Here is a 24,349-nt window from a genome sequence, read left to right on the forward strand (position 1 = left end):
AAGTGCAGTGGAAATCACCGCACTTTCAGACGAATCATTATCTCTAGGACTGATTTCACCTTGCGTTGAAGTCAGTCCTTTTGTTTGGTCAAAATTTATCTACATTCCCTCACTCAAAAAACCGCCGCTTTGGTGTTGCCAAAGTTTGGCGTATAGTCCGTTTTGGGCGAGTAGTTCGCTGTGGGAGCCTTGTTCGACGATGCGGCCTTTGTCTAATACAATCAAGCGATCCATTGCGGCGATGGTGGATAAGCGGTGGGCAATGGCGATGACGGTTTTGTTTTCCATCATTTTATCCAAGCTTTCTTGAATAGCGGCTTCCACTTCCGAATCCAGTGCGCTGGTGGCTTCGTCGAGTAGCAAAATCGGTGCGTCTTTGAGCATTACGCGTGCGATAGCGATACGTTGGCGTTGTCCGCCGGATAATTTTACCCCGCGTTCGCCGACGTGGGCGTCATAGCCGCGGCGTCCTTGTGCGTCACTTAAAAATGGAATGAATTCCGCTGCTTCGGCGCGTTCTGCGGCGCGGATCATTTCGTCGTCCGTGGCGTTCGGGCGTCCGTAAATAATGTTGTCGCGCACCGAACGGTGTAATAACGAAGTATCTTGCGTCACCAAGCCGATTTGACTGCGTAAACTTTCTTGTGTCACGTCGCAGACGTTTTGTCCGTCGATAGTAATTGTTCCTTGCGTGCTTTCGTAAAAACGTAGTAATAAATTCACGATTGTGGATTTTCCCGCACCGGAGCGACCGATTAAACCGACTTTTTCGCCCGGTTTAATGGTTAAGTTGAAATCCGTTAACAGCGCTTTGGTCGGATCATAAGAAAAATTCACGTTTTCAAAACGAATTTCTCCTTGCGTGACTTGTAATGGCTGTGCTTGTGCTTTATCCACAATGGTATGCGGTTTGGTTAAAGTGCTCATTCCGTCATTTACCGTCCCGATGTTTTCAAATAAACGGGCGGATTCCCACATAATCCAGCGCGATAAACCGTTTACGCGCAATGCCATTGCAACCGCCGTGGCGATTGCGCCGACGCCGACCAATCCTGCTTGCCATAACACAATACCCAGTATCGCCGTGCTTAAGGTCAACGCGATGTTCGTTGCATAGGTTAAGGTGTCTAAAGAGGTTGCCAAGCGCATTTGCGCGTGTACGGTGATCATAAATTCTTCCATCGAACGTTTGGCATAAGCGGCTTCGCGTGCGCCGTGCGAGAATAATTTCACCGTGGAAATATTGGAATATGCGTCCGTAATTCGACCGGTCATCAGCGAACGAGCGTCTGCTTGGCGTTCGGCGGTTTTGGCTAATTTTGGAATCACAACATATAAAATGCCGACGAATAAAATAATCCAAATCACAAACGGAACCAATAACCAAAGATCCAACGCCGCCAAAACAATGCCGGAGGTAATAAAATACACCACCACATACACCATCATATCCGCCAGCGTTAGCACGGTATCGCGCACCGCCAATGCGGTTTGCATTACTTTTGCCGAGACTCTGCCGGCAAATTCATCTTGATAAAAACTTAAACTTTGATTGAGCATTAAACGATGAAAATTCCAACGTAAGCGCATCGGAAAAACCCCTTGCAGGGTTTGTAGTCGTACCGTTGAGGCAAGGAAAGACCAAAGAATACTGACTAGCAACAACACCAACATTGCACTGAGCCAGTGACCTTTTTCTTGCCATAATGTCGCCGGTGTGAACGCGCCCAGCCAATCGACTAATAAGCCCATAAATTGGAACAACACGGCTTCCATTACGCCCGTGCCGATCGTTAAAATCGCCAGTAAAAAGATCCAGCGTTTCATTCCGTCCAAAGAAGACCAAATAAATTTAATCAATCCTTTTTCCGGCGTTTTCGGCGCTTGCGGCGGATAAGGATTTAATCGGTTTTCAAACCACGAAAAAATTTTACTAAACATTGCTTACCTACTGTTAAAAACAAAAGGCAACCTATTGTTGCCTTAAAATTGTGCATATTATAACGGATTCCGCGCCGTTGTTTTACTGTTTTTTCGTCGCGGAAAGAAAACCGAGGCGATGCATTTGCTCGGCGACCGAATCGACTTGGATTTCCGCCATTAAATTTTTACCTTTTAATTTGGTTGCCCAAGGTAATTCCGACCAAGGTTTGCCGAATTCTTTCAAGGCGTTTTGCGCATAAACGGACACGACATTTTGCAAATTATTATAAGGCCCGGTACGCAACGGATTGTGATAGGCATACAGCCCGATGACCGGCGTGCCTTGCGTGGTGGCGATGTGCGCCGGGCCGCTGTCGGGCGCGATAACCAAATCTGCCGCGCCGATAAGTGCGGTCAATTCTGTGAGAGTTGTTTGTCCGCAGGCATTCACCGGCGTGAAGTGGCACAATGCCATAATCCGCGCAACCATTTCCCTTTCCCGCTTTGCCGGCGAACCACATAAAATCACATTCATATCCTGTTGATGTGCCAAATCGGCGATTTGCGCGTATCCTTCCGCCAACCAATCTTTTTCCGCTTTGCTGGAACAAGGCGAAATTAACAGATTTTTCTTATCGGGTGCCAGAAAAGTGCGAGCTTTCGCATTATCTTCCTCGGTTACGGGCAAATCCCAACAAGGCGCTTGAACCGGCACGCCTAAATATTGTACGAACGCCAGAAAACCGTCCAAAACGTGCGGCGTTTGCGGATCGGTGATTCGGCGATTAACAAAGAATCGCTGACCTTCGCGCGAACGTTGTTGCCCGAAACCGACTTTATAACGTGCTTGAATACCGAGCGAAAGAATCGACGCGCGAAAAGCGGTTTGCATATTCAACAACACATCGAATTGTTGTCCGCGTAATTGTTTCCATAGCGCGAGTACGCCTTTCCAGCCGCTTTTCTTATCATATGTCACAAAGCGAATTCCCGGCACGTTGGCAAAAAGTTGCGCTTCGGTTTTGCCGATAATCCAAGTAATTTCCGTTTGGCGCCAATGGCGTTGAATTTGCTGCACTGCCGCCAAGGCGTGACACACGTCGCCGATGGCGGACAAACGCAAAATACAAACGGATTTCGGCGGCTGAGAAAAAAGCGTCATATTATTTCCCTTTGATGAGTGGCATTCTTGCGGTTTTTCAGTAGAATGGTCGAACGAAGTCTATTTTATAAGAAATGAACCATATGCTTGAATTACAGCAAAATAATGCCCGTTTTATTTTTAATTATTCTACACCCTTCGCGCAACAAACGCGATTTTTTGACCCGCACTTTTGGCAGGAACAGCAGCGAATCATCGGCTCGGCGCAAGGGCGCGGCACGACGTGGTTTATTCAATCGCAGGATTTATTCGGAATGAACTGCGCATTGCGCCATTATTATCGCGGCGGATTGTGGGGAAAATTGAATAAAGATCGCTATGTTTTCGACAAATTGGAAAATACGCGAAGTTTTGCCGAATTTGCCTTGTTGAATCGTTTGCATCAAGCGGGATTACCGGTGCCGAAACCCTTGGCGGCAAAAATCGAATTGTGTGGTTTCGGTTGTTATCGCGCTGACATTTTAACCGAAAAGATCGAAAATGCGCAGGATTTGACCGCACTTTTACAAACCGCCGCGTTAACGGAATCCGCTTGGCAGCAAATCGGTAAATTGATTCGTCGTTTGCACGATCTGCAAATTTGCCACACGGATTTGAACGCGCATAATATTTTGGTGCAGCATTTTGGCACGCCGGCGGAAAAATATTGGTTACTGGATTTTGATAAGTGCGGTGAAAAATCCGGAGAAAATTGGAAGGCGGAAAACTTACAGCGTTTGCACCGCTCTTTTCAGAAAGAAATCGGGCGAATGCACATTCGGTTTGAGGATGAAAATTGGCGACAATTACTTGCCGCCTATCAAGCATAGCGTCGCGTTATTGCCGTTGCATTAAGGCAGCAAGCACCGGTGGCGGTACGAATCGGCTGACATCGCCTTGATGTCGATAAATCTCCCGCACGATGGTGGAGGAAACAAACGCCCACTGTTCGCTCGGCGGTAAAAAAAGGCTTTCTACGCCGTCGGTCAATACGCGATTTAAATATGCCAGTTGTAATTCGTATTCGAAATCGGCGGTGGTGCGCACGCCGCGAATAATGGCGTCGATATGATTATCGCGCACCACTTTCGCTAATAACTCGGCAAAGCCGATAACGCGCACATTCGGCAAATGAGCGACGGATTGTTTAATCAGCTCGACGCGTTCATCTAGGCTAAATAACGGCTGTTTACTCGGATTAACCGCCACCGCCACAATAACCTGCGAAAATAACACCGCACTTCGTTCGATAATATCCAAATGTCCGTTGGTAATGGGATCAAAGGTACCCGGATAAATCACGGTTTTCATTTTATTTCTCCAAATAAGGGCGCAATAAATTAAATAAACGTAACAAGGCGCCGCGATTTTCCACTAACACCGCATATCCGGCTTCGCCGTATCGATCACGCAACGCAAGCGAGCGTAGAAAAATTCCCACCGCGCGCGCTAATGCTTGTTCATTCTCATTGATTTCCAACGCGCCTTGCACTTCGATGAGTTTGCGGAATACTTCCGGAAAATTAAAGGTGTATTTGCCGCTAATCACCGGAATCTTAAATGCCAGAGGTTCCAACGGATTATGTCCGCCGTGTTTGACCAAACTGCCGCCCACAAAGGCGATATCGGAAATACCGTACATTAACATTAATTCGCCCATCGTATCGCCCAGCACCACTTGCGTTTCCGCCGTTGGAGACATATTTTCACTGCGGCGAACGTAATTAAATTTTTGTTTGGTAATAAGCTCAGCGACTTGGTTAAAGCGTTCGGGATGACGCGGCACTAAAATTAACAGTAGATCCGGAAATTGTGCCAACAATAAACGATGAGCGGCTAAAATAATTTCTTCTTCGCCTTCGTGCGTGCTTGCCGCGATCCAAACCGGTCGGTCGTTCACCCAACTTTCGTGCAACGATTTGATTTTATTGCGCAATTCGCTGTTTAACACTAAATCGTATTTAATATTGCCGGTTAATTTCAGCTTATTCGGATTATAACCCAAGGCTAAATAACGTTTTCCGCTAATCTCGTCTTGCGGCGCAATCAGTACGATTTCACGCAGCATATTTTGCAGTTTGCTTTTAATCCAGCCGTAACGTTTGGCGGAACGGGAAGAAAGGCGCGCGTTGGCGATAATAAAAGGAACGCCGCGTAGGTAAAGTTGATGAATTAAATTCGGCCAAATTTCCGTTTCGATCACAATGCAGGCTTTAGGACGAATAAAATGAATGAAACGAACCAACGCATCCGGCAAGTCATAAGGCAGATAAACGTGCGTGACTTTATCGCCGAATGCAGCACGCACGCGATCAGAACCCGTCGGCGTGACAGTGGTTAAAGTGATCGGTAAATCGGGATATTGTTGTTGAATGTGTTTCACTAGCGGTGTCGCCGCGATCACCTCGCCGACGGAGGCGGCGTGAATAACAATGCCGTTTGCTTCGGGCGCGGCTAAATTGCCGTAAAATCCGTATCGTTCGCGAATTCGTTTACGATAATTCGGGGCTTTTATGCTGCGGATCAGCATAAAAAACAGAATGAACGGTTGGAGAAAATACATCAATAATGTGTATAAAAAGCGCCACATAGGAATCCATTGGAAATAAAACGAATGATATTAGTTACTCGCCATAAAGAAAGTGCGGTAAAAATTACCGCACTTTTTACATTAATCAAAGTGTATTTTTAATTAATTTTTCGCTTTCGCCGCCGCTTTAACGATAACGGCAAAGGCTGGTGCTTTTAATGATGCGCCGCCGACTAATGCGCCGTCGATATCCGGTTGAGTGAATAATTCCGCCGCATTCGCATCGTTTACGGAACCGCCGTATTGAATGATCACTTGATCCGCAACCGCTTGTGATTTCGCCGCGATGTGACCGCGAATAAATGCGTGAACCGCTTGTGCTTGCGCCGGAGTTGCAGATTTGCCGGTACCGATCGCCCAAATCGGTTCATATGCGATTACCGCGCCGTTGAAAGCTTCAACGCCTAAGGCATTGATAACTGCGTCGATTTGACGTGCGCAAACTTCTTCGGTTTTACCCGCTTCATTTTCCGCTTCGCTTTCACCGATACATAACACCGGCACTAAGCCCGCTTCTTTTAACGCACCGAATTTTTGTGCGACGAATTCATCGCTTTCTTTGTGATAAGTGCGACGTTCGGAGTGACCGATAATAATGTATTTCGCACCGAAATCTTTTAACATTGCGGTAGAAATGTCACCGGTAAAGGCGCCTTGAACGTTAACGTCCACATTTTGTGAACCCAATGCGATTGCGCTGCCGGCAAGTGCGGCTTCCGCTTCGGCTAAATACATTACCGGCGGTGCGATTGCCACATCACAACCTTCCACGCCGGCTAATTCCGCTTTTAAGCCTGCGATAAGTTCTTTGGTGAACGCTTTGCTACCATTTAATTTCCAGTTACCCATAACTAAAGGACGACGTGCCATTTGTTTTTCTCCATATTAATTAATAATAAAAATTACTCGGCTACTATACCAAATTTTTCGATTTTTTCGGCAACTTTTCGCGCGATTTGAAAAAATTTTTTTCGGAAAAGGTGATTATTTCGCATTAAAAAGATACAATCTACTGTATAGAATTAATAAAAAATAACCGATTTATCCTATGAAAATTTTTAAAGCCGAACAATGGAACTTGGAAAATCTGCATCCGTTATTTGAAACCTACCGAACGGCGCAAGGAATGAGCGAAAATCCCGAACGCACGCTCACTTTTCTCACCAATCGTATTCGTTTTAACGAAAGTATTTTTTTTATCGCCGTGAATCGGCAAGAACAAGCGGTCGGCTTTATTCAACTTTATCCGCGCTTATCCTCTTTGCAATTACAACGTTATTGGCAACTTACCGACATTTTCGTGCAAGATGTGCCGGAAAAAAACGAAATTTACACCGCACTTATCGCCAAGGCGAAAGAATTCGTTCGCTATACGCAATCCACGCGTTTAGTCACGGAACAAAGCTCTTTGCAACAAGATTTGTTGGAACAAGAAGGCTTTAAAATCAATCGCAAAAAACATTTTTTCGAATTAACCTTGGCGTAATCGCAGCGAATAACAGAAACAAAAAAACCGATTTCATTGAAATCGGTTCTTTTTTGCCGTTTGAATAATTAACGCGTCGCTAATTCAAAAATCAATGATTCGGCTTGGCAGCTGAAGGTGAAATCGGCAGTAAGACGGAAACCGTTTTCCACCGCTTGAATGTCCGAGCGAATTTCGCAAGGATCGGTTTCGGCGTTGCGGGCTTTTTGGGTATATACGGCTAATGCCGCTTCGGCTTCCGCTTGGGTCGGATAATATTTTTCGATGTGAGATGTGCAATCGCTGTTGTCGATAATAGTGCCGACGTCAAATGTATTGCAGCCGACGCATTCGATCGGTTGATCCTGTTTCATAAAGACTCCTTAATTTAATGAATGATTTTTCACCGCACTTTTAGCGGTTCGATTTCAGTGAATCAATAAATTTATTATACATCATAATGCTGAAAAGAGGTACGCGCGATAAGATCATCGCAAAGCAAAGGCAAATGTTATGCGTCATTTTTGAAATGGAGAAGGGAAAGTGCGGTCATTTTTAACCGCACTTTGGGCGCTTGTGCGCTAATTACACATCATAGGTGGTGGAAGCGGTATTTCCGCCGCGACCCGTCCAGTTGGTGTGGAAAAATTCGCCGCGCGGTTTGTCGGTGCGTTCGTAAGTGTGCGCGCCGAAATAATCGCGTTGAGCTTGAAGAAGATTTGCCGGCACGCGTTCTGAGGTATAACCGTCCAAGAAGGTGATCGCAGACGCCATACAAGGCATTGGGATTCCTACTTCGATGGATTTTGCTACCACTTTACGCCAGTCGCCTAGAGCGTTCTCTAAAATGCCTTTGAAGTAGCTGTCCGAACCTAAGAAAACAAGATCAGGGTTCGCTTCATAGGCATCGCGGATATTGCCTAAGAAACGGCTACGGATGATACAACCTTCGCGCCATAAAAGTGCGGTGGCGCCGTAGTTAATATCCCAGCCGAAGTTTTCGGAGGCTTCGCGAATCAGCATAAAACCTTGTGCATAGGAGATAATTTTTGAGGCAAGTAACGCTTTGCGTACCGCTTCAATCCAAACTTTTTTATCGCCTTCAACCGGAGCGATGGTTTTGTTGAACAGTTTTGACGCTGCAACACGTTGATCTTTAAATGAAGAAACGCAACGCGCAAAGACGGATTCCGTAATTAAAGTTAACGGAATACCGAAATCTAACGCGTTGATACCTGTCCATTTACCCGTGCCTTTTTGACCTGCGGTGTCGAGGATTTTTTCTACTAACGGTTCACCATCAGCATCTTTATAGGCAAGAATATCTGTTGTAATATCAACAAGATAGCTATCTAATTCGGTTTTTTTCCATTCTTTAAAGATTTCGTGCATTTCATCATAAGATAAACCTAAACCGTCTTTTAAGAATTGGTAGGCTTCGCAGATAAGCTGCATATCGCCGTATTCGATACCGTTGTGTACCATTTTCACGAAATGACCGGCGCCTTCTTTGCCCACCCAGTCGCAACAAGGCTCGCCTTTGTCGGTTTTTGCCGAAATCGCTTGCAGAATCGGTTTAACATATTGCCAAGCTTCAATGTTACCGCCCGGCATAATAGACGGCCCGTGGCGCGCACCTTCTTCACCGCCGGAAACGCCGGAACCGATAAAACGAATGCCTTTTTCCGCTAATGCTTTTACACGGCGATTTGTGTCAGGATAATTTGAGTTACCGCCGTCGATAATGATATCGCCTTGCTCTAAGTGCGGTAGTAATGCCTCAATAAATTGATCCACCACATCGCCTGCACGCACCATTAACATCACTTTGCGCGGTTTTTCCAATTTCGCCGCTAAATCTTCAAGGGAATAAGCCCCGATAATATTCGTGCCTTTCGCTGCTCCTTCTAAAAATTCATCCACTTTAGAAGTGGTACGGTTATATGCAACGACTTTAAAACCGTTGTCGTTCATATTTAAAATTAAGTTTTGACCCATTACCGCTAAACCGATAACGCCGATATCGCCTTTAATTGACATTGTTTTCTCCTGTTGAGATTGTGAATTTGTAGGGTGGACTTAAGTCCACCTTTTGTTTAAATTTTTGGCGAATTTATATTCGCCCTACTAATACTTTAAGAAATGATATATTTCTCTAAAAGTGGCAATAATTTTTGTGGCACTTGCGGCGGGTGACGCATTCCGTCTTCCGCCCAACTTTTTGAATCAAGCCAATTCGTATTTTCTTCTATTAATCGAACTAATTTATCGTGTTCAATTAAGCACCAATGGTTTTCGATTGGAAATAGCATATAAAGATCTTTATTTAAATATTTACGCGCTATCGCTAATCGAGCTTTTAGCTGTATTTTTAATGTTAATTCGCCGTCTTTATGAACCGCCAGAAAATCCGCCCCGTTCCAATCATCCGCCAGTTTTATACAATTAAAACCATAATCTGCCAATATAGCAGCTACTTTCTGATAGTTATAGATCTCTTTTTGTTTTGCATTGAGATCATTGTAATTAATTCTGGTTAGTTTCATTTTTTATCTCTGCAAACGGTGAGTTTTGCAAATCTTATCGTTTGTACTAAATTCCGAACAAATGTGCTAGCAACGCTAAAATCGCTGGTAACCCTTGTTTAATCAATATCCCTTTATTTGAGGTTACAGCACCATAAATTGCAGCAACCACCACACAACTTAAAAAGAAATAAGTTACCGAAATTTGCCCGATTGCATAAGAAAACAAAATTCCCGCGGCTAAAAATCCGTTATACAGCCCTTGATTGGCAAACAAGATTTTGGTTTTAGGATTTGTGACATCTTGCTCGGTTAAATTAAAAATCTTTTTCGCCTTTTCTGTATTTAACGCAAACATTTCCAAATAAAGAATGTAGAAATGTTCAAGGGCGACAAGAATGGTGAGGGCGGTTGCTATCATTTTTACCTTTTACTCAAACTGTTGCTCAAAAATAATTTTTTGTTGTTCAATTTCTCGAATAAGATCTTCTTCACTTGGTAAATATGCCATATATTTGCTCGCAAATAGCTGTTTATTATCATTTAATACAGAATATTTTGCGATAATACTATCAGTCTCTGTGCACAGTAATAAGCCAACCGTTGGATTGTCGTCCGATCGTTTTTGTAAATCATCATACATTCGCACATACATATCCAGTTGTCCGATATCTTGATGTGTCAGCTTTTCTGTTTTCAGCTCAACAATCACAAAACATTTTAAAATGTAGTTGTAAAAAACTAAATCAATAAAGAAATCAGAGGTTTCTGTTCGAATACATTGCTGGCGAGCAACAAATGCAAAGCCTTTTCCTAATTCCAGCATAAATTGCTGTAAGTTATCAATTAACGCTTTCTCTAATTCTGCTTCTGTATAAGCCAAATTTGTCGGTAAGTTTAAAAACTCCAAAACCGTTGGTGATTTAATAAAATCACTTGCTTTTAAGTCTTGAGTTTTCTCTTGCATTTCTGCTTGTACAAGCTGCTTATCTTTACTTGCTAACAATCTTTCATAGTAAAGTGTTGAGATATTGCGATCTAAAGTACGCACCGACCAATGATTTTCAGCCGCCTCGGTTAAATAATAGAGCCGAGCGTTTTCATTAGTTAACTTTAATGTGCGTTGAAAATGTGACCAACTCAATTTGGCGAACAGTGTTCGCCATTTTTGAAAATCAGGAAATAATAAGTAAAATTGCCTAATCTCTCTTAATGAGCGATAGCTAAAACCCTTCCCAAATTCCTTAGTCAATTCAAGGGAAAGTTTCTGTAAAATCTCTTTTCCATAAGCCGCTCTATCTTTCCCATTCTGTTCTTCCACGACGATACGTTCGCCAATTTTCCAATAAGCCTCGATCATTGCAGAATTCACAGCTACATAGGCCTGTTGGCGTGCTGAGTGAAGGATATATTTCACATCGGAAAGGTAAGATATTGTGCTGTTTTCTATCATTGATGTTGTTACATTTTGAATTAACTCATTCATATTTCCTCCTTGTTTAAGGTCACAAATTGTGACCTTAAAGCTCATTTGAGATCATAGTTTGTGATTTCAAATAGAGGCATATTAGTGAGTTCTTTAAATTTTATCTAAAAATCCTCTTTATTTTTCGACAGAGATCGCAAAATTACAACAACGCTCCTGCCTCTTTATCCAAATACCACTCCGTAATTCCGTTGCGGCTTTGGATTTTCGCTGCCGGATAAGGTAAATCTTGCGGAAGTGCGGTCTGAATTTCTTTTAAAATTTGCGCTTTTGAGCCGCCGGTGACTAAATAGGTAATGCGTTTTGCCCGTTCGATTAATTTTGCCGTTTTGGAAATGCGGATTTGTCCGCTTTCCGGATGTTTGGCGATGACTGCCACATTTTCATCGGCAAAATTGGTTTGATGCGGGAAAAGCGAGGCGGTGTGTCCGTCGGCGCCCATTCCTAAAATAATCCAATCAAATTCAAGATTTGGCACGCAATCTTTTAATTCTTGGCTGAATCTCTCCAGTTCCTGTTCAACCGGCGCTTCGCCGCGAATACGATGAATATTTTCCGCCGGAATTTGAATGTGATCGAACAATAATTTTTGCACTTCGCCGTAATTGCTTTCCGGATCTTGCGGTGCGACCATACGATCATCGCCCCACCAAAAATGTAAATTTTTCCACCGCACTTCGGTATTAAAAGGCGCTTGCGCTAAGGTTTCAAACAGCAATTTTGGCGTTGATCCGCCGGAAAGGGAAATATGCACCGGACGATTTTGTCGGCTGTATTCCACAAATTCTTGAGCAATTTTTTCTACTGCATCTTGAGCGGTATTGAAGATTGTTGTGTTCATTATATTATCCTTGATAATTGTAGGGTGGGCTTTAGCCCACCAAGATATTTATATTGCACTGGTGGGCTAAAGCCCACCCTACTTTTTTAAACCTTCTTCTTCATCATTCCACTTGGTTTACGCCAAACGCGCCCGGTTTTGGCGATAAGCTTGTCCGCTTCCGTCGGTCCCCAAGTGCCGGCTTCGTATTCATAAACGCGTCCGCGTTCTGCTTTATAATCTAAAATCGGTTGCACGAATTTCCAGCACGCGTGAACTGCGTCGGTGCGTGCGAATAAGGTTGCGTCGCCTTTCATTGCATCCAATAACAAGCGATCGTAAGCGCTTAGCAAACTCGGCGTGGCAAGATCGGCATAACGGAAATCCATCGATACTTCTTTGGCTTCAAAGCCGGCACCCGGTTTTTTCAAACCGAAACGCATTGAAATGCCTTCGTCCGGTTGAATGCGAATAATCAATTTGTTTTCCGGTGCTTTTTGGCTGAAGACCGGATGCGGCGTGGTTTTGAAATGGATGACCACTTCCGTCACGCGTGTCGGTAAGCGTTTGCCCGTGCGCACATAAAACGGCACGCCCGCCCAGCGCCAGTTGTCGATTTCGCAACGTAGCGCCATATAGGTTTCGGTGGTGGAATCCGCCGGCACGCCTTTTTCTTGGGTATAGCCTTTAACCGTTTCGCCGTGAATGTCGCTACTGACGTATTGTCCTAACACCAAATTATTTTTCACATCCTCTTCGCTTAACGGATGCAAACAATGCAGCACTTTCGCCACTTCGTCACGCATTGAATCGGCGTTGATAATCGCCGGCGGTTCCATCGCCACCATCGCCAATACTTGCAATAAATGGTTTTGGAACATATCGCGCATCGCGCCGGAGCCGTCATAATAACCGCCGCGTTCTTCCACGCCGATAGATTCCGCGCCGGTGATTTCGATGTAATCGATGAAATTACGGTTCCATAACGGCTCGAATAAGCCGTTGGAGAAACGCAACACTAAAAGATTTTGCACGGTTTCTTTGCCTAAATAATGATCGATACGGTAGATTTGGTGTTCTTCAAAGAAACGATGAATTTGTACGTCCAAGGCTTTGGCAGTTTTGCTATCATAACCGAAAGGTTTTTCCACGATAATGCGTTTCCAGCCGTATTCTTCCGTGTTGAGCCCGTGCGCGGCGAGACATTCCGGAATCACGCCGTATAGGCTCGGCGGCGTGGACATATAATATAAGGTGTTGCCGCAGGTTTGATATTTATCGTGTAATTCGTCCAAACGCGGAATCAGTTTGCCGTAATCCGTCGAGTCGGAGGTATTAACCGCTTGATAATATAAGTGACTACAGAATTTTTCTAAGGTTTCCCCTTCGGCTTTTTCCGAACGAATTAATGCCTCACGCATTTTTTGGCGAAAGTCTTCGTCGTTTAATTCGGTGCGTGCGACGCCTAAAACGGAAAAATGTTCGGTTAAACGCCCGATTTGATATAAATTGTACAGCGCCGGAATGAGTTTGCGATGGGTTAAATCGCCGGATGCGCCGAAAATGACAATACAATTATTTTCTGCATTTACGTTCATATTGTTCCTAATGTGATTTGTTAAATATTTGTAATAATATGCGCAATTCGCGCAAATTACCAATAGTTACGGTGAATTAAAGCGAAAGATTTTTTCCCAGTGGAATTGCCGATCGCCGCCCATAATAAAATCCGGATTAATCAAGCTTTCCCGTTGATTATAAGTCAGCGGTCGAAATCGCGTATCGTAAATGATTCCGCCGCTTTCGGCTAATAAAATTTCCGCCGCTGCAGTATCCCATTCGCCGGTTTGCCCCAAGCGAATATAACAATCGGCAACGCCTTCCGCTACCAGCGCGCTTTTTAATCCGCTGGAGCCGTAAAGTTGAAATTCATAATGAAAATTCGGGTTTAAAATCGACCGCACTTTTTCCGCCGCTGCAGCGGAACCGACGATAATGTTTAACGGACGTGTCGGATCAAGTCGGCGCGGTTGCAAGCGTCGGGTTTGTTCCGCCGTTTGTTTATAGGCGCCGAAACCTTGCATTGCGTAATAGGTTTTGCCTAATGTCGGCGAGTGAATAATGCCTAACACGGGACGATTTTGATGCACCAAAGCGATGAGCACGGAAAATTGATCGGTGCGCCGAATAAATTGCTGCGTGCCGTCTAAGGGATCGATTAACCAATAAGTTTGCCAGCGATTTCGAACGGCAAGCGGAATATCACAGCTTTCTTCGGACAACACCGGAAATTGCGGCGTAAGTGCGGTCAGTTTTTCGCTTAAAAAACGGCTGACGAACAAATCCGCCTGCGTCACCGGCGTATTATCGCTTTTGGTTTGCACTTGAAGCGGTTGGTGATAAAAACGGATTAAATGCGCGCCGGCGTCAAACGCAATTTCTAAAGCGGCGTGTAAAAGTTGCGGTGTCAGTTGCAAGGCGGCGTCTCCGTAAAGCTGGTGGTGGCTTATTATAACAAAAGAAAGAAAAAAGGGTGCATTTGCGCACCCTTCGATTCGATAAAATTACTGTTTGGCTTTTAATACGCGCAAGGCGAAGATACCGATCCCTGCGACGAAAACGATCAAGCCTAACACTTCGGCGATACCGCCCCAGTTTTCCAAGTTTAAGGCTAACGGTGCGTCGGAGCCGCCGGAAGTCACGGACGCGGCGATGATAAACGCAAGGATAACGCCAATTAAACTTTCACCGACAATTAACCCGGCGGCGAATAAAGTGCCGTAGCGTTCCGCTTTTTTCTTCACATCCGCGAGATTTTTACCGTTATTTAATGCGTAACGTTCCAAATGACGATTAATCAACCAAGCCAAAACGGAACCGATAATAATCGGCATATTAATTGACGGTGGTAAATAAATCCCCATTCCCACCGCAAGCGCCGGTAAGGCGAAACGGTTTTTGCTGGTGCGTTTTAATAAGGTGTCAACACAAATCAGCGCTAACCCTAAAACGATTCCCATAAAGATATAAGTCCATTCCAAATTATCGGAGAAAATACCTTTGGCAATGGTGGTCATTAAGGTTGCTTGCGGTGCGGAAAGCGCTTGGCTCGGATCCATATCCGGACGTGGCATTGCGCCGCTAAAGCCGTAAGCGTGGTATAAAATTTCCAATACCGGCGCGATGACGAAGGCGCCGACGATACAGCCGATAATCAAGGCAACTTGTTGACGCCAAGGTGTGGCTTCCACCAATAAACCGGTTTTTAAATCTTGTAGGTTATCGTTCGAAATCGCTGCGGTGCTGACCACGATCGAGCCGGAGAAAATGGTAAGTGCGGTCAAAAATTGTTGACCTTCCGCGCTTTCCAACAAACCGGACATTTTGCCGATAAACATTAAGGTTAACGAAATCAACACCACGGAAATAATTCCGATACCGGAAATCGGGCTGGAGGAAGAACCGACCAATCCCGCCATATATCCGCAAGCCGCCGCGACGAAGAAACCGATAAACACGGCAAGTGCGGTACAAACAACGATTAATAATACGGCAAGTTCGCTGGAAATCGGTGCATTTTCAACGAAATGCGATAATGCCAAAGCAATGAGCGCAATAGCGGCAAGAGTGACCAAAATCATTGTTTTCGGTGATAAATCTTGCTGCGTGCGGTCGGTGGCGAGCGCCGTCGGATCTTTAAGCGTGCGGAAAGATTGCGCCATTCCTTGGATCATCGGTTTCATTAACACCAATAACGTCCAAATCGCCGCAATCCCGATGGTGCCGACGCCGATAAAGCGCACTTTGCTTTTCCAAACGGACATTGCATAGCCGATCATATCCATATCCGCCGGCATTGCGGATGTGGCGGTGAAATACGGCACGGCGATGCCCCAAGTTAAGAAAATGCCCAATAAAATCGCCAAACCGCCGACGATACCGACCAAATAACCGGCACCGAGCAACGCTAAAGAAAAGCCCATCGGCACTTGAAACACCGCGCTGCCGCCTTTAAACCAAAGGCTCGCACCGTCGGCAATGACGCGCAAGCCGTTGGTTAAAAAGCCGATTGTCGCGGCGATAATTCCGCCTGCGGCGATTTCTTTAATGCCGCTTTCGGCGCTTTGATCTTGTTCGTGATTGCCTGCTTTAAGAATTTCTGCCGCTGCCACACCTTCAGGATAAGGCAAGTCGCTTTTTACCACCATAACGTGGCGTAACGGAATGGTGAAAATCACCCCTAAGATCCCGCCGGCGGTACAAATGAGTAAAGTTTGCCAAAACGGAAAATCTTGCCAATAACCCATCATTAATAAGCCGGGAATAACGAAAATCACCGAAGAAAGCGTGCCCGCGGAGGACGCTTGGGTTTGCACCATATTGTTTTCCAGAATATTGGAGCCGGAAAACATTTTTAATACCGCCATTGAAATTACGGCGGCGGGAATGGATGACGCAAAGGTCAAACCGACTTTTAAACCGAGATACACGTTAGACGCGGTAAATACCACGGTAATTAATGCGCCTAAAAACATCCCCCGAAATGTTAATTCTTGCAAAGAAGGTGCAAGATGAGTGGATTTTTGCATAATATGCCTCTGTTGTAGTTATAAAATCGGCTGTGATTCTACCCTAAACCGCCTAATATGGGTAAAGGATATTTGTTTTTTGTCGCAAAAAAAGGATGAAAATTGCCGACTTTGCAAAAATCATCCTATTATTTCGCATTTTTAGTAGGTTGTAGGTAAATTTAAGTAATCTCGCAAGCAATAAAGTGCGGTCAAATTTCGCGTCTCGCAGAAATCGGGATCGTGCAACAGACGATGAATATCGTTCAATGGCACGCGCACCAGTTGTAACGGTTCCGGCTCGTCGCCTTCCAATTTGCACGGATAAAAATCTTGCGCGAGAAAAATATGCATCGGATTATTCATAAAACTCGGCGCGGTGTTTACCGTGCGCAAATGCACGAATTTTCGCGCGCCCAAACCAATTTCTTCTTTTAATTCACGATCGGCGCTTTGCTCCGGCGTTTCGTTCGGATCCATTAAACCTTTCGGAAAACCGAGTTCGTAACGTTCCGTGCCGACGGCATACTCGCGCACCATCAACAGCTCTTCCCCGTCCACCGGCAGAATCAACACGGCGGCGCGATGGCCGGGTTTAAGGCGTTCATAAACGCGTTGCTCGCCGTTGGAAAATTGCAATTCGACCGCTTGCACCTCAAAAATACGGGATTTCGCCGCGCGCGAAACGGATAAAATTGTTGGCTTTCTCAATTCTTGCATAAACACCTCTTTTACAAATCGAAGGAATAACGATACCATAAACCCGAATAAGAAAGAACGCAAAGGCAAGCGAATGACAAAATTAAATTGGCGACAAATAGACACGGTGATTTTGGATTTGGACGGTACATTGATCGATCTGCATTTCGATCATCATTTTTGGCGCAACAGCGTGCCGCAAGCCTATGCCGAAAAATTCGGCTTAAGCTTGGCGCAAAGTCGAGAATTGCTCAAAGCGCGTTATGATGAAATCGAACACAGTATGAATTGGTACAGTATCGATTTTTGGGCGGAAAATCTGGAATTACCCTTGCGCGAATTGTTAACCGAACAAGGCGCAATGACAAAAGTGCGGTCGGATGTGTATCCGTTTTTAACCGCGTTGAAAGCGCAAAATAAACGCCTGATTCTGCTTACCGACAGTCATCCGTTCAGCTTGCAATTAAAATTAAAACATTGCGATTTAGCACCGCACTTTGAGTTGTGTTTATCCAGTCATCAATTCTGTGCGCCGAAAGTGGAACAAACCTTGTGGAAAAATTTGCAAGCCCGTTATTATTTCGAACCGGCGAAAACCTTGTTTATCGATGATACCGAAAGCGTGCTGGACAGCGCGGCGCAATTCGGTATCGCTTACACCGTCGGCGTGGAAAATCCGGACAGCACGCAGCCGGCAAAAACATTCGAACGACATTTCTCGGTAAATAATTACCGCACTTTATTGGATTAATTTATGGCGAAACAAACGGATAAACAGCAGACGCAAGAGGATGTCACGCGCTTGGATAAATGGCTTTGGGCGGCGCGATTTTATAAAACCCGCACCATTGCGAAAGAAATGATCGACGGCGGCAAAGTGCATTATAACGGACAACGCACCAAACCGAACAAATCGGTGGAAATCGGCGCGACTATTAAATTACGCCAAGGCAACGACGAAAAAGAAATTATTGTGACCGCACTTTCGACCCAACGCCGCGGCGCGCCGGAAGCGCAATTATTGTATTGCGAAACGGAAAAAAGCATTGAAAATCGCGAGAAAAATGCTATCGCGCGTAAGAATAACGCCTTATCGATGCCGCATCCGGATCGGCGTCCGAATAAAAAAGAACGCCGTGATCTGATTAAATTCAAATATCAAGAATAGACTTGTGATTTGCCGATTCGGCGCAATATATCGCTTATCATTCTTTGTGCGGCATTTCGCAATGTCGCCGTAACAAACATTAGGAAACAAAATGGATTATCAAACCGACAACGACAAACTTTATCGCTATCTATTCAACAATCGCGCGGTGCGCGGCGAATGGGTGCGCTTAAACCAGACTTTTGCGGATACTTTAAATACGCACCATTACCCGAAACCGGTACAAAATTTATTGGGCGAAATGATGGTGGCGACCAATTTGCTCACCGCGACGCTGAAATTTAACGGCAATATCACGGTGCAAATTCAAGGCGACGGGCCGTTAAAATTAGCCCTGGTCAACGGCAGCGACAGCCAACAAATTCGCGCTTTGGCACGTTTACAAGGCGATATTGCCGAGGGAATGTCGCTGACCGAAATGGTCGGCAAGGGCGTGTTGGTGATTACTATCGCTCCGACGGAAGGCGAACGCTATCAAGGCGTGATTGCCTTGGACAAACCGACCGTCACCGAATGTTTGGAGGATTATTTTATTCGCTCCGAACAATTACAAACCCAGTTGTTAATTCGTACCGGCGAGTATAACGGCAAAGCGGTTGCGGCGGGAATGTTGTTACAAATAATGCCGGACGGTTCGGGCTCGCCGCAAGATTTCGAACATTTGGCGACCTTGGCGGCAACGGTGAAAGACGAAGAATTATTCAGCTTAAGCGCGGAAGAATTGTTATATCGTTTATATCACGAAGAAACCGTGGAAATTTTTGCTCCGCAAGCCGTTTCTTTCCACTGCGGCTGCTCGGCGGAACGTTCCGGCTCGGCGTTATTATTGCTTGATGAAGCGGAAATCGATGAAATCTTGGCGGAACACCAAGGCAGTATCGATATGCAATGCGAATGTTGCGGCACCCATTATTTCTTCAATAAGCAAGCCATTGAAAAATTAAAACGCGACGCACAATAATTTGCCTCTTTTGTTGAATAAGCACGAAATATTGTGCTTATTTTTTGCGCTTTATTCTTTCGTCAAGCCTGTTTTTTTGATTTGAGTCATAAATTTCAACTATTTTTAGAAACTTTCCGCTTTTTTTTCAAAAGTGAGATCAACCTAACATTTTTTTTCTGCGGATTTACATAGAATAGACGACAATTTTTCGTTTCTAATTTCAATATTAACTTTCAATCGAGGTGTATTATGACAGATGTAAACAAAGTAATCGGCGAACTTGGCGAACTTGGTATCTATGATGTTAAAGAAGTGGTTTATAATCCGAGTTATGAACAATTATTCGAAGAAGAAACCAAACCGGGTTTAGAAGGTTTTGAAAAAGGTATCGTAACTCAATCCGGCGCGGTTGCCGTGGATACCGGTATTTTCACCGGTCGTTCGCCGAAAGATAAATATATCGTTTTAGACGAAAAAACCAAAGACACCGTGTGGTGGACAAGCGACGCGGCGAAAAACGACAACAAACCGATGAACCAATCCACTTGGCAAAGCCTAAAAGAATTGGTAACCAAACAACTTTCCGGCAAACGTTTATTCGTTGTCGATGCGTTCTGCGGTGCAAACCCTGATACTCGTTTAGCGGTGCGTATCGTGACCGAAGTGGCGTGGCAAGCGCACTTTGTGACCAATATGTTCATCCGTCCTTCCGCACAAGAATTAGAAGGTTTCAAACCGGATTTCGTGGTAATGAACGGTTCTAAAGTAACTAACCCGAACTGGAAAGAACAAGGCTTGAACTCCGAAAACTTCGTAGCGTTCAACATCACCGAAGGCGTACAATTAATCGGCGGTACTTGGTACGGCGGCGAAATGAAAAAAGGTATGTTCTCAATGATGAACTACTTCCTTCCGTTAAAAGGCATCGCGTCAATGCACTGTTCTGCTAACGTGGGCGCAGAAGGCGACGTTGCGGTATTCTTCGGCTTGTCCGGTACAGGTAAAACTACGCTTTCAACCGATCCTAAACGTCAATTAATCGGTGACGACGAACACGGTTGGGACGACGACGGCGTATTCAACTACGAAGGCGGTTGCTACGCGAAAACCATTAAACTTTCCGAAGAAAGCGAGCCGGATATTTATCGTGCAATTAAACGTGATGCGTTATTAGAAAACGTTGTGGTGCGCGCAGACGGTTCCGTTGATTACGACGACGGTTCAAAAACTGAAAATACTCGCGTTTCTTATCCGATTTATCACATTGATAACATCGTTAAACCGGTTTCTAAAGCGGGTCACGCGAAAAAAGTGATCTTCTTAAGTGCAGACGCATTCGGCGTATTACCACCAGTTTCTAAATTAACACCGGAACAAACCAAATACTACTTCTTGTCCGGCTTCACCGCGAAATTAGCGGGTACCGAACGCGGTATCACCGAACCTACTCCGACGTTCTCCGCGTGCTTCGGTGCAGCATTCTTAAGCTTACACCCGACTCAATATGCGGAAGTGTTGGTTAAACGTATGGAAGCAGCAGGTGCGGAAGCTTACTTAGTGAACACTGGTTGGAACGGCACAGGTAAACGTATTTCCATTAAAGATACCCGCGGTATCATTGATGCAATCTTAGACGGTTCAATCGATAAAGCGGAAATGTCCGAATTACCAATCTTCAACTTGGCGATTCCGACTGCTTTACCGGGCGTTGATCCTGCGATCTTAGATCCGCGCGATACTTATGCGGACAAAGCGCAATGGCAAGCGAAAGCGGAAGACTTAGCAGGTCGTTTCGCGAAAAACTTCGAAAAATATGCGACCAACGAAGAAGGTAAAGCATTAATCGCAGCAGGCCCTAAAGCCTAATCTCGCAAAAACTCGATAAAATTTAACCGCACTTTGATTCTTCCTTCAAAGTGCGGTTTGTTTTTTCCTCAAATTGTCCAATCTTCAACGGTTAATCTGGCTTTAATTTATAGAAAATCTTGAATGTTCACACTCGTTCCGACAATAGCGACTTTCATTGCGGTTCAAATGGATTGATTATTTTGACATTAAAATGGGCGAAATCTTTTATATTTCGAGTAACGAGAATTTTACCCTGTTCGATAGCTGTTGCAGCAATAAAAGAATCAATCATTGCCGCAGGATTCGGAACGTGCAATTTGGCAGTTTGTAGCGCAACCATTGGTGATACAGGAATTAGGCGTTGTGAAAATTCTGGCTTTAATACATTTTCAAACCAATGACGTAAAATTTTCCCTTGTGCCACATCTTGTCGCTCTTTGCGTAAAATCCCCATTTCTACTTCAAACCAACTCATCGTAGAAAGATAGCATAAATCTAAATTAATACTTTCCAACCATTTAACAAATTGCGCTGATCGCTGACTAGTATTCGCTTTACGCATTTCACTTACGATATTGGTATCAAGTAAATACATTAGAAAACTTCCTCACGTTCGGCGATTTCGACTCGTTCAAATTCAAAATCCGCATCTATTTTGGCAATTTCTGCTTCACTCATACTAACACGCTGCGCATTGGTTTTTTGTTGCTGATGAAATTGACGATACATTGCATAATTCATTAATACATAAGAAAGCTCGCCACGGTCGGTAATAAAAACAGGTTCGCTATCGGCAAGATGTTTGGCTTTTGCCACATTTTGATTGAAATCACGGCTACTGATCGTATTCATTCTTTGCTCCTTTTATTTGTAGCAACTTATGTACATTCTAAGCTCTATAAAATAAAAATACAATGAAACTCTCGGATTTGTTTTGATATTTGCGCGTTCGGCGGTACAATCCGCGCTAATCTTTTTATCTTCGGAAAAATTATGTTAGATATTGTTTTATATGAACCCGAAATTCCGCAAAATACCGGCAATATTATTCGTTTATGTGCAAATACGGGATTTCGTTTGCATTTAATCGAGCCCTTAGGTTTTGTCTGGGACGATAAACGGCTGCGTCGTTCCGGTTTGGATTATCACGAATTTGCCGAAATCAAAAAACACAAAACCTTCGAGCAATTTTTACAAACGGAACAGCCGAAACGCTTATTCGCGTTGACCACAAAAGGCGGCCCGGCGCATAGCGATGTTGCCTTCGAAGCGGGCGATTATTTAATGTTCGGTCCTGAAACGCGCGGCATCCCGATGTCGATTTTAGACACAATGCCGTTGGAACGAAAAATTCGTATTCCAATGACGGCAAACAGCCGCAGTATGAATTTATCCAATTCCGTTGCCGTAACCGTTTATGAAGCGTGGCGCCAGTTAGGGTATTCGGGCGCAGTCAATCTTAACCGTTAAAAACAGGATGACAAAATGAGCGAAATTAGTTTGAATTATCATAAAACCCGCTTTTTAACCAGCGCTCCGAATATTAAAGCCTTGCCTGAGGACAGCGGCATTGAAATCGCTTTTGCCGGACGATCAAATGCGGGAAAATCCACTGCACTGAACGCCTTGACGAATCAAAAAAACTTGGCGCGAACCTCTAAAACACCCGGTCGCACGCAGTTAATCAATTTATTTGAGGCGGAAGCACAGTGTAAATTGGTGGATTTGCCCGGTTACGGTTATGCGGCGGTGCCGGAACAAGTTAAACGCCAATGGCAACATTCTCTCGGCGAATATTTACAAAAACGCCAATGTTTGAAAGGCGTAGTGATCTTAATGGACATTCGTCATCCGTTGAAAGATTTGGATCAACAAATGGTGGAATGGTCGGTTTCGGCGCAGTTGCCGGTACTGATTTTGTTGACTAAAGCGGACAAATTAAGCCAAAGCGCACGCAGCAAGCAAGTCAAAATGGTGCGTGAGGCAATTTTGCCTTTTCAAGGCGATGTGCAAGTGGAAGCATTTTCCGCGCAAAATAGAATCGGTATCGATCGCTTAGCGGCAAAACTAGACGCGTGGTTTGCACCGAATTTCGGCTAAAAATTTATTATTTTTACGACAAGGATCGCAAAAAAGTGCGGTGTAAATTTAAATTACACCGCACTTTTTTTATAGTGACCGCCTAATTCATCGAGCTCACGTTGATGAGATCTCGTATCACAATATTATTAGGAATGTCGGATGTCATTAGCCATCGTTTATAGTCGCGCGTCAATGGGCGTTCAAGCGCCGTTAGTGACGATAGAAGTGCATTTAAGCAACGGAAAACCGGGATTCACCTTAGTCGGTTTACCGGAAAAAACCGTAAAAGAAGCGCAAGATCGCGTGCGCAGCGCCTTGCTCAACGCGAATTTTAAATACCCGCCGAAACGAATCACAGTCAATTTAGCGCCGGCGGATTTGCCGAAAGAAGGCGGGCGTTTCGATTTGCCGATTGCCATCGGCATTCTTGCCGCCTCGGATCAACTCGACGGCAAAGCCTTAGCCGGTTTCGAATTGCTTGGTGAATTGGCGCTCACCGGCAATTTGCGCGGCGTGCACGGTGTAATTCCGGCTATTTTGGCGGCAAAAGCAGCAAAACGAAATTTGATCATCGCCAAACAAAATGCCAATGAAGCAGCGTTGGTGGCGGATCAAGATTCGTATTTCGCCGAATCTTTACTGGAAGTCGTGCAATTTTTTAATCGCCAAGCTACCTTACCGCTTGCGGCGAGTACAGCCGTGCCCGATATGCCGACGGGCATTTTGCCGAATCAACCGAATTTAACCGATATTATCGGGCAACAGCACGCCAAACGCGCATTGACGATTGCCGCCGCAGGGCAACACAATTTGCTGTTTCTCGGTCCGCCCGGCACGGGAAAAACAATGTTGGCAAGCCGTTTAACCGCACTTTTGCCAGAAATGACCGAGCAAGAAGCGATTGAAACGGCAGCAGTCACCAGCTTGGTGCAAAACGAATTAAATTTTCACAACTGGAAACAACGTCCGTTTCGCGCGCCGCACCACAGCGCGTCCATTGCCGCGTTAGTAGGTGGTGGCTGTTAAAGATACAAATAAGTGTCAAAAGATACAAATAAATGTCACTATTATAATCTACCAAACACCATGAA

General features: G+C 44.7%; 25 protein-coding genes and 1 pseudogene. 9 read left to right on the forward strand and 17 right to left on the reverse strand.

Annotation, left to right across the window (positions count from 1 at the left end; genetic code table 11):
- Window positions 1-99: 99 nt before the first annotated feature.
- Together CVP04_RS09525 and CVP04_RS09530 are read right to left on the reverse strand one after the other, a co-directional pair.
- Complete coding sequence (locus CVP04_RS09525) at window positions 100-1,941, reverse strand: ABC transporter ATP-binding protein (protein ID WP_100297282.1); 1,842 nt, start codon at window positions 1,939-1,941, stop codon at window positions 100-102.
- Between the two features lie 82 nt (window positions 1,942-2,023).
- Window positions 2,024-3,085: a glycosyltransferase family 9 protein gene (locus tag CVP04_RS09530; protein ID WP_100297283.1), complete on the reverse strand. Its 1,062-nt coding sequence runs from the start codon at window positions 3,083-3,085 to the stop codon at window positions 2,024-2,026.
- An 83-nt stretch (window positions 3,086-3,168) separates the two neighbouring features.
- Between CVP04_RS09530 and CVP04_RS09535 the strand changes: the two genes are divergently transcribed.
- A complete protein-coding gene (locus tag CVP04_RS09535) occupies window positions 3,169-3,894 on the forward strand; it encodes a 3-deoxy-D-manno-octulosonic acid kinase (RefSeq protein ID WP_100297284.1) in 726 nt (241 codons plus the stop codon).
- A 7-nt stretch (window positions 3,895-3,901) separates the two neighbouring features.
- On the opposite strand, the gene coaD is transcribed toward CVP04_RS09535, so the two are convergent.
- The 3 genes from coaD to tpiA form a co-directional block, all read right to left on the reverse strand.
- Window positions 3,902-4,375: a pantetheine-phosphate adenylyltransferase gene (gene coaD, locus CVP04_RS09540; RefSeq protein WP_100297285.1), complete on the reverse strand. Its 474-nt coding sequence runs from the start codon at window positions 4,373-4,375 to the stop codon at window positions 3,902-3,904.
- Between the two features lies 1 nt (window position 4,376).
- The gene (gene waaA, locus CVP04_RS09545) at window positions 4,377-5,654 is read right to left on the reverse strand and encodes a lipid IV(A) 3-deoxy-D-manno-octulosonic acid transferase (protein ID WP_100297286.1); all 1,278 of its coding nucleotides are present in this window, start codon (window positions 5,652-5,654) and stop codon (window positions 4,377-4,379) included.
- Between the two features lie 102 nt (window positions 5,655-5,756).
- A complete protein-coding gene (tpiA, locus tag CVP04_RS09550) occupies window positions 5,757-6,524 on the reverse strand; it encodes a triose-phosphate isomerase (RefSeq protein WP_100297287.1) in 768 nt (255 codons plus the stop codon).
- A gap of 178 nt (window positions 6,525-6,702) precedes the next feature.
- Between tpiA and CVP04_RS09555 the strand changes: the two genes are divergently transcribed.
- Window positions 6,703-7,140: a GNAT family N-acetyltransferase gene (locus CVP04_RS09555; protein ID WP_100297288.1), complete on the forward strand. Its 438-nt coding sequence runs from the start codon at window positions 6,703-6,705 to the stop codon at window positions 7,138-7,140.
- Between the two features lie 68 nt (window positions 7,141-7,208).
- On the opposite strand, the gene CVP04_RS09560 is transcribed toward CVP04_RS09555, so the two are convergent.
- The 10 genes from CVP04_RS09560 to nudE form a co-directional block, all read right to left on the reverse strand.
- Window positions 7,209-7,493, reverse strand: a complete 285-nt coding sequence (locus CVP04_RS09560) for a YfcZ/YiiS family protein (RefSeq protein ID WP_100297289.1) — start codon at window positions 7,491-7,493, stop codon at window positions 7,209-7,211.
- A gap of 211 nt (window positions 7,494-7,704) precedes the next feature.
- Window positions 7,705-9,159, reverse strand: a complete 1,455-nt coding sequence (gnd, locus tag CVP04_RS09565) for a decarboxylating NADP(+)-dependent phosphogluconate dehydrogenase (protein ID WP_100297290.1) — start codon at window positions 9,157-9,159, stop codon at window positions 7,705-7,707.
- Window positions 9,160-9,254: 95 nt separating this feature from the next.
- Window positions 9,255-9,665, reverse strand: a complete 411-nt coding sequence (locus tag CVP04_RS09570; RefSeq protein WP_100297291.1) for a hypothetical protein — start codon at window positions 9,663-9,665, stop codon at window positions 9,255-9,257.
- Between the two features lie 46 nt (window positions 9,666-9,711).
- Window positions 9,712-10,065 (reverse strand): DUF1304 domain-containing protein, encoded by a 354-nt coding sequence (locus CVP04_RS09575; protein ID WP_100297292.1) that lies wholly within the window; start codon window positions 10,063-10,065, stop codon window positions 9,712-9,714.
- A 9-nt stretch (window positions 10,066-10,074) separates the two neighbouring features.
- Window positions 10,075-11,130, reverse strand: coding sequence for a PDDEXK nuclease domain-containing protein (locus tag CVP04_RS09580; protein WP_243385285.1), 1,056 nt, complete (start codon window positions 11,128-11,130; stop codon window positions 10,075-10,077).
- A gap of 142 nt (window positions 11,131-11,272) precedes the next feature.
- On the reverse strand, window positions 11,273-11,971 hold the full coding sequence (gene pgl / locus CVP04_RS09585; protein WP_100297293.1) for a 6-phosphogluconolactonase: 699 nt from the start codon (window positions 11,969-11,971) through the stop codon (window positions 11,273-11,275).
- Between the two features lie 86 nt (window positions 11,972-12,057).
- The gene (gene zwf / locus CVP04_RS09590) at window positions 12,058-13,548 is read right to left on the reverse strand and encodes a glucose-6-phosphate dehydrogenase (RefSeq protein WP_100297294.1); all 1,491 of its coding nucleotides are present in this window, start codon (window positions 13,546-13,548) and stop codon (window positions 12,058-12,060) included.
- Between the two features lie 66 nt (window positions 13,549-13,614).
- On the reverse strand, window positions 13,615-14,427 hold the full coding sequence (cysQ, locus tag CVP04_RS09595) for a 3'(2'),5'-bisphosphate nucleotidase CysQ (RefSeq protein WP_100297295.1): 813 nt from the start codon (window positions 14,425-14,427) through the stop codon (window positions 13,615-13,617).
- Between the two features lie 87 nt (window positions 14,428-14,514).
- Window positions 14,515-16,539: an OPT family oligopeptide transporter gene (locus tag CVP04_RS09600; RefSeq protein WP_100297296.1), complete on the reverse strand. Its 2,025-nt coding sequence runs from the start codon at window positions 16,537-16,539 to the stop codon at window positions 14,515-14,517.
- A gap of 141 nt (window positions 16,540-16,680) precedes the next feature.
- Complete coding sequence (gene nudE, locus CVP04_RS09605) at window positions 16,681-17,238, reverse strand: ADP compounds hydrolase NudE (RefSeq protein ID WP_243385287.1); 558 nt, start codon at window positions 17,236-17,238, stop codon at window positions 16,681-16,683.
- Window positions 17,239-17,311: 73 nt separating this feature from the next.
- Between nudE and yrfG the strand changes: the two genes are divergently transcribed.
- The 4 genes from yrfG to pckA all read left to right on the forward strand — a co-directional run bounded on the left by yrfG (window position 17,312) and on the right by pckA (window position 21,194).
- On the forward strand, window positions 17,312-17,968 hold the full coding sequence (gene yrfG, locus CVP04_RS09610) for a GMP/IMP nucleotidase (protein WP_100297297.1): 657 nt from the start codon (window positions 17,312-17,314) through the stop codon (window positions 17,966-17,968).
- A gap of 3 nt (window positions 17,969-17,971) precedes the next feature.
- Window positions 17,972-18,385, forward strand: coding sequence for a ribosome-associated heat shock protein Hsp15 (hslR, locus tag CVP04_RS09615; protein ID WP_100297298.1), 414 nt, complete (start codon window positions 17,972-17,974; stop codon window positions 18,383-18,385).
- A gap of 91 nt (window positions 18,386-18,476) precedes the next feature.
- A complete protein-coding gene (hslO, locus tag CVP04_RS09620) occupies window positions 18,477-19,346 on the forward strand; it encodes an Hsp33 family molecular chaperone HslO (protein ID WP_100297299.1) in 870 nt (289 codons plus the stop codon).
- 231 nt (window positions 19,347-19,577) lie between these two features.
- Window positions 19,578-21,194: a phosphoenolpyruvate carboxykinase (ATP) gene (gene pckA, locus CVP04_RS09625; protein WP_100297300.1), complete on the forward strand. Its 1,617-nt coding sequence runs from the start codon at window positions 19,578-19,580 to the stop codon at window positions 21,192-21,194.
- A 154-nt stretch (window positions 21,195-21,348) separates the two neighbouring features.
- Here the strand turns inward: pckA and CVP04_RS09630 are convergent, their stop codons facing one another.
- Window positions 21,349-21,771: a type II toxin-antitoxin system VapC family toxin gene (locus CVP04_RS09630; RefSeq protein ID WP_100297301.1), complete on the reverse strand. Its 423-nt coding sequence runs from the start codon at window positions 21,769-21,771 to the stop codon at window positions 21,349-21,351.
- Window positions 21,771-22,028, reverse strand: a complete 258-nt coding sequence (locus tag CVP04_RS09635; RefSeq protein WP_100297302.1) for a type II toxin-antitoxin system Phd/YefM family antitoxin — start codon at window positions 22,026-22,028, stop codon at window positions 21,771-21,773. The genes CVP04_RS09630 and CVP04_RS09635 overlap by 1 nt, the downstream gene beginning before the upstream one ends.
- Window positions 22,029-22,169: 141 nt before the next feature.
- Here CVP04_RS09635 and trmL point away from each other — a divergent pair, with 141 nt between their 5' ends.
- From trmL to CVP04_RS09650, 3 genes and pseudogenes are all read left to right on the forward strand, one after another.
- Window positions 22,170-22,646 carry a tRNA (uridine(34)/cytosine(34)/5-carboxymethylaminomethyluridine(34)-2'-O)-methyltransferase TrmL gene (gene trmL, locus CVP04_RS09640; RefSeq protein ID WP_100297303.1) on the forward strand — a complete coding sequence of 159 codons (477 nt, stop codon included), beginning with the start codon at window positions 22,170-22,172 and terminating at the stop codon, window positions 22,644-22,646.
- 15 nt (window positions 22,647-22,661) lie between these two features.
- Window positions 22,662-23,276: a ribosome biogenesis GTP-binding protein YihA/YsxC gene (gene yihA, locus CVP04_RS09645; RefSeq protein ID WP_100297304.1), complete on the forward strand. Its 615-nt coding sequence runs from the start codon at window positions 22,662-22,664 to the stop codon at window positions 23,274-23,276.
- A gap of 141 nt (window positions 23,277-23,417) precedes the next feature.
- Window positions 23,418-24,278 (forward strand): annotated as a pseudogene (locus tag CVP04_RS09650) (YifB family Mg chelatase-like AAA ATPase); the annotation flags it as partial.
- Between the last annotated feature and the right edge of the window lie 71 nt (window positions 24,279-24,349).

The organism is Caviibacterium pharyngocola, assembly GCF_002795405.1.
GTDB classification, from domain to species: domain Bacteria; phylum Pseudomonadota; class Gammaproteobacteria; order Enterobacterales; family Pasteurellaceae; genus Caviibacterium; species Caviibacterium pharyngocola.

Bases quoted from the DNA above. Each gene is read 5' to 3' on its own strand.
- CVP04_RS09600 (WP_100297296.1), bottom strand. From the start codon at position 16,539: ATGCAAAAATCCACTCATCTTGCACCTTCTTTGCAAGAATTAACATTT.
- trmL (WP_100297303.1), top strand. From the start codon at position 22,170: ATGTTAGATATTGTTTTATATGAACCCGAAATTCCGCAAAATACCGGC.
- gnd (WP_100297290.1), bottom strand. From the start codon at position 9,159: ATGTCAATTAAAGGCGATATCGGCGTTATCGGTTTAGCGGTAATGGGT.
- coaD (WP_100297285.1), bottom strand. From the start codon at position 4,375: ATGAAAACCGTGATTTATCCGGGTACCTTTGATCCCATTACCAACGGA.
- waaA (WP_100297286.1), bottom strand. From the start codon at position 5,654: ATGTGGCGCTTTTTATACACATTATTGATGTATTTTCTCCAACCGTTC.
- zwf (WP_100297294.1), bottom strand. From the start codon at position 13,548: ATGAACGTAAATGCAGAAAATAATTGTATTGTCATTTTCGGCGCATCC.
- CVP04_RS09555 (WP_100297288.1), top strand. From the start codon at position 6,703: ATGAAAATTTTTAAAGCCGAACAATGGAACTTGGAAAATCTGCATCCG.
- nudE (WP_243385287.1), bottom strand. From the start codon at position 17,238: ATGCAAGAATTGAGAAAGCCAACAATTTTATCCGTTTCGCGCGCGGCG.
- hslO (WP_100297299.1), top strand. From the start codon at position 18,477: ATGGATTATCAAACCGACAACGACAAACTTTATCGCTATCTATTCAAC.
- CVP04_RS09525 (WP_100297282.1), bottom strand. From the start codon at position 1,941: ATGTTTAGTAAAATTTTTTCGTGGTTTGAAAACCGATTAAATCCTTAT.
- CVP04_RS09535 (WP_100297284.1), top strand. From the start codon at position 3,169: ATGCTTGAATTACAGCAAAATAATGCCCGTTTTATTTTTAATTATTCT.
- CVP04_RS09635 (WP_100297302.1), bottom strand. From the start codon at position 22,028: ATGAATACGATCAGTAGCCGTGATTTCAATCAAAATGTGGCAAAAGCC.
- CVP04_RS09570 (WP_100297291.1), bottom strand. From the start codon at position 9,665: ATGAAACTAACCAGAATTAATTACAATGATCTCAATGCAAAACAAAAA.
- CVP04_RS09580 (WP_243385285.1), bottom strand. From the start codon at position 11,130: ATGAATGAGTTAATTCAAAATGTAACAACATCAATGATAGAAAACAGC.
- pgl (WP_100297293.1), bottom strand. From the start codon at position 11,971: ATGAACACAACAATCTTCAATACCGCTCAAGATGCAGTAGAAAAAATT.
- CVP04_RS09630 (WP_100297301.1), bottom strand. From the start codon at position 21,771: ATGTATTTACTTGATACCAATATCGTAAGTGAAATGCGTAAAGCGAAT.
- yihA (WP_100297304.1), top strand. From the start codon at position 22,662: ATGAGCGAAATTAGTTTGAATTATCATAAAACCCGCTTTTTAACCAGC.
- hslR (WP_100297298.1), top strand. From the start codon at position 17,972: ATGGCGAAACAAACGGATAAACAGCAGACGCAAGAGGATGTCACGCGC.
- CVP04_RS09560 (WP_100297289.1), bottom strand. From the start codon at position 7,493: ATGAAACAGGATCAACCGATCGAATGCGTCGGCTGCAATACATTTGAC.
- CVP04_RS09575 (WP_100297292.1), bottom strand. From the start codon at position 10,065: ATGATAGCAACCGCCCTCACCATTCTTGTCGCCCTTGAACATTTCTAC.
- tpiA (WP_100297287.1), bottom strand. From the start codon at position 6,524: ATGGCACGTCGTCCTTTAGTTATGGGTAACTGGAAATTAAATGGTAGC.
- CVP04_RS09530 (WP_100297283.1), bottom strand. From the start codon at position 3,085: ATGACGCTTTTTTCTCAGCCGCCGAAATCCGTTTGTATTTTGCGTTTG.
- pckA (WP_100297300.1), top strand. From the start codon at position 19,578: ATGACAGATGTAAACAAAGTAATCGGCGAACTTGGCGAACTTGGTATC.
- yrfG (WP_100297297.1), top strand. From the start codon at position 17,312: ATGACAAAATTAAATTGGCGACAAATAGACACGGTGATTTTGGATTTG.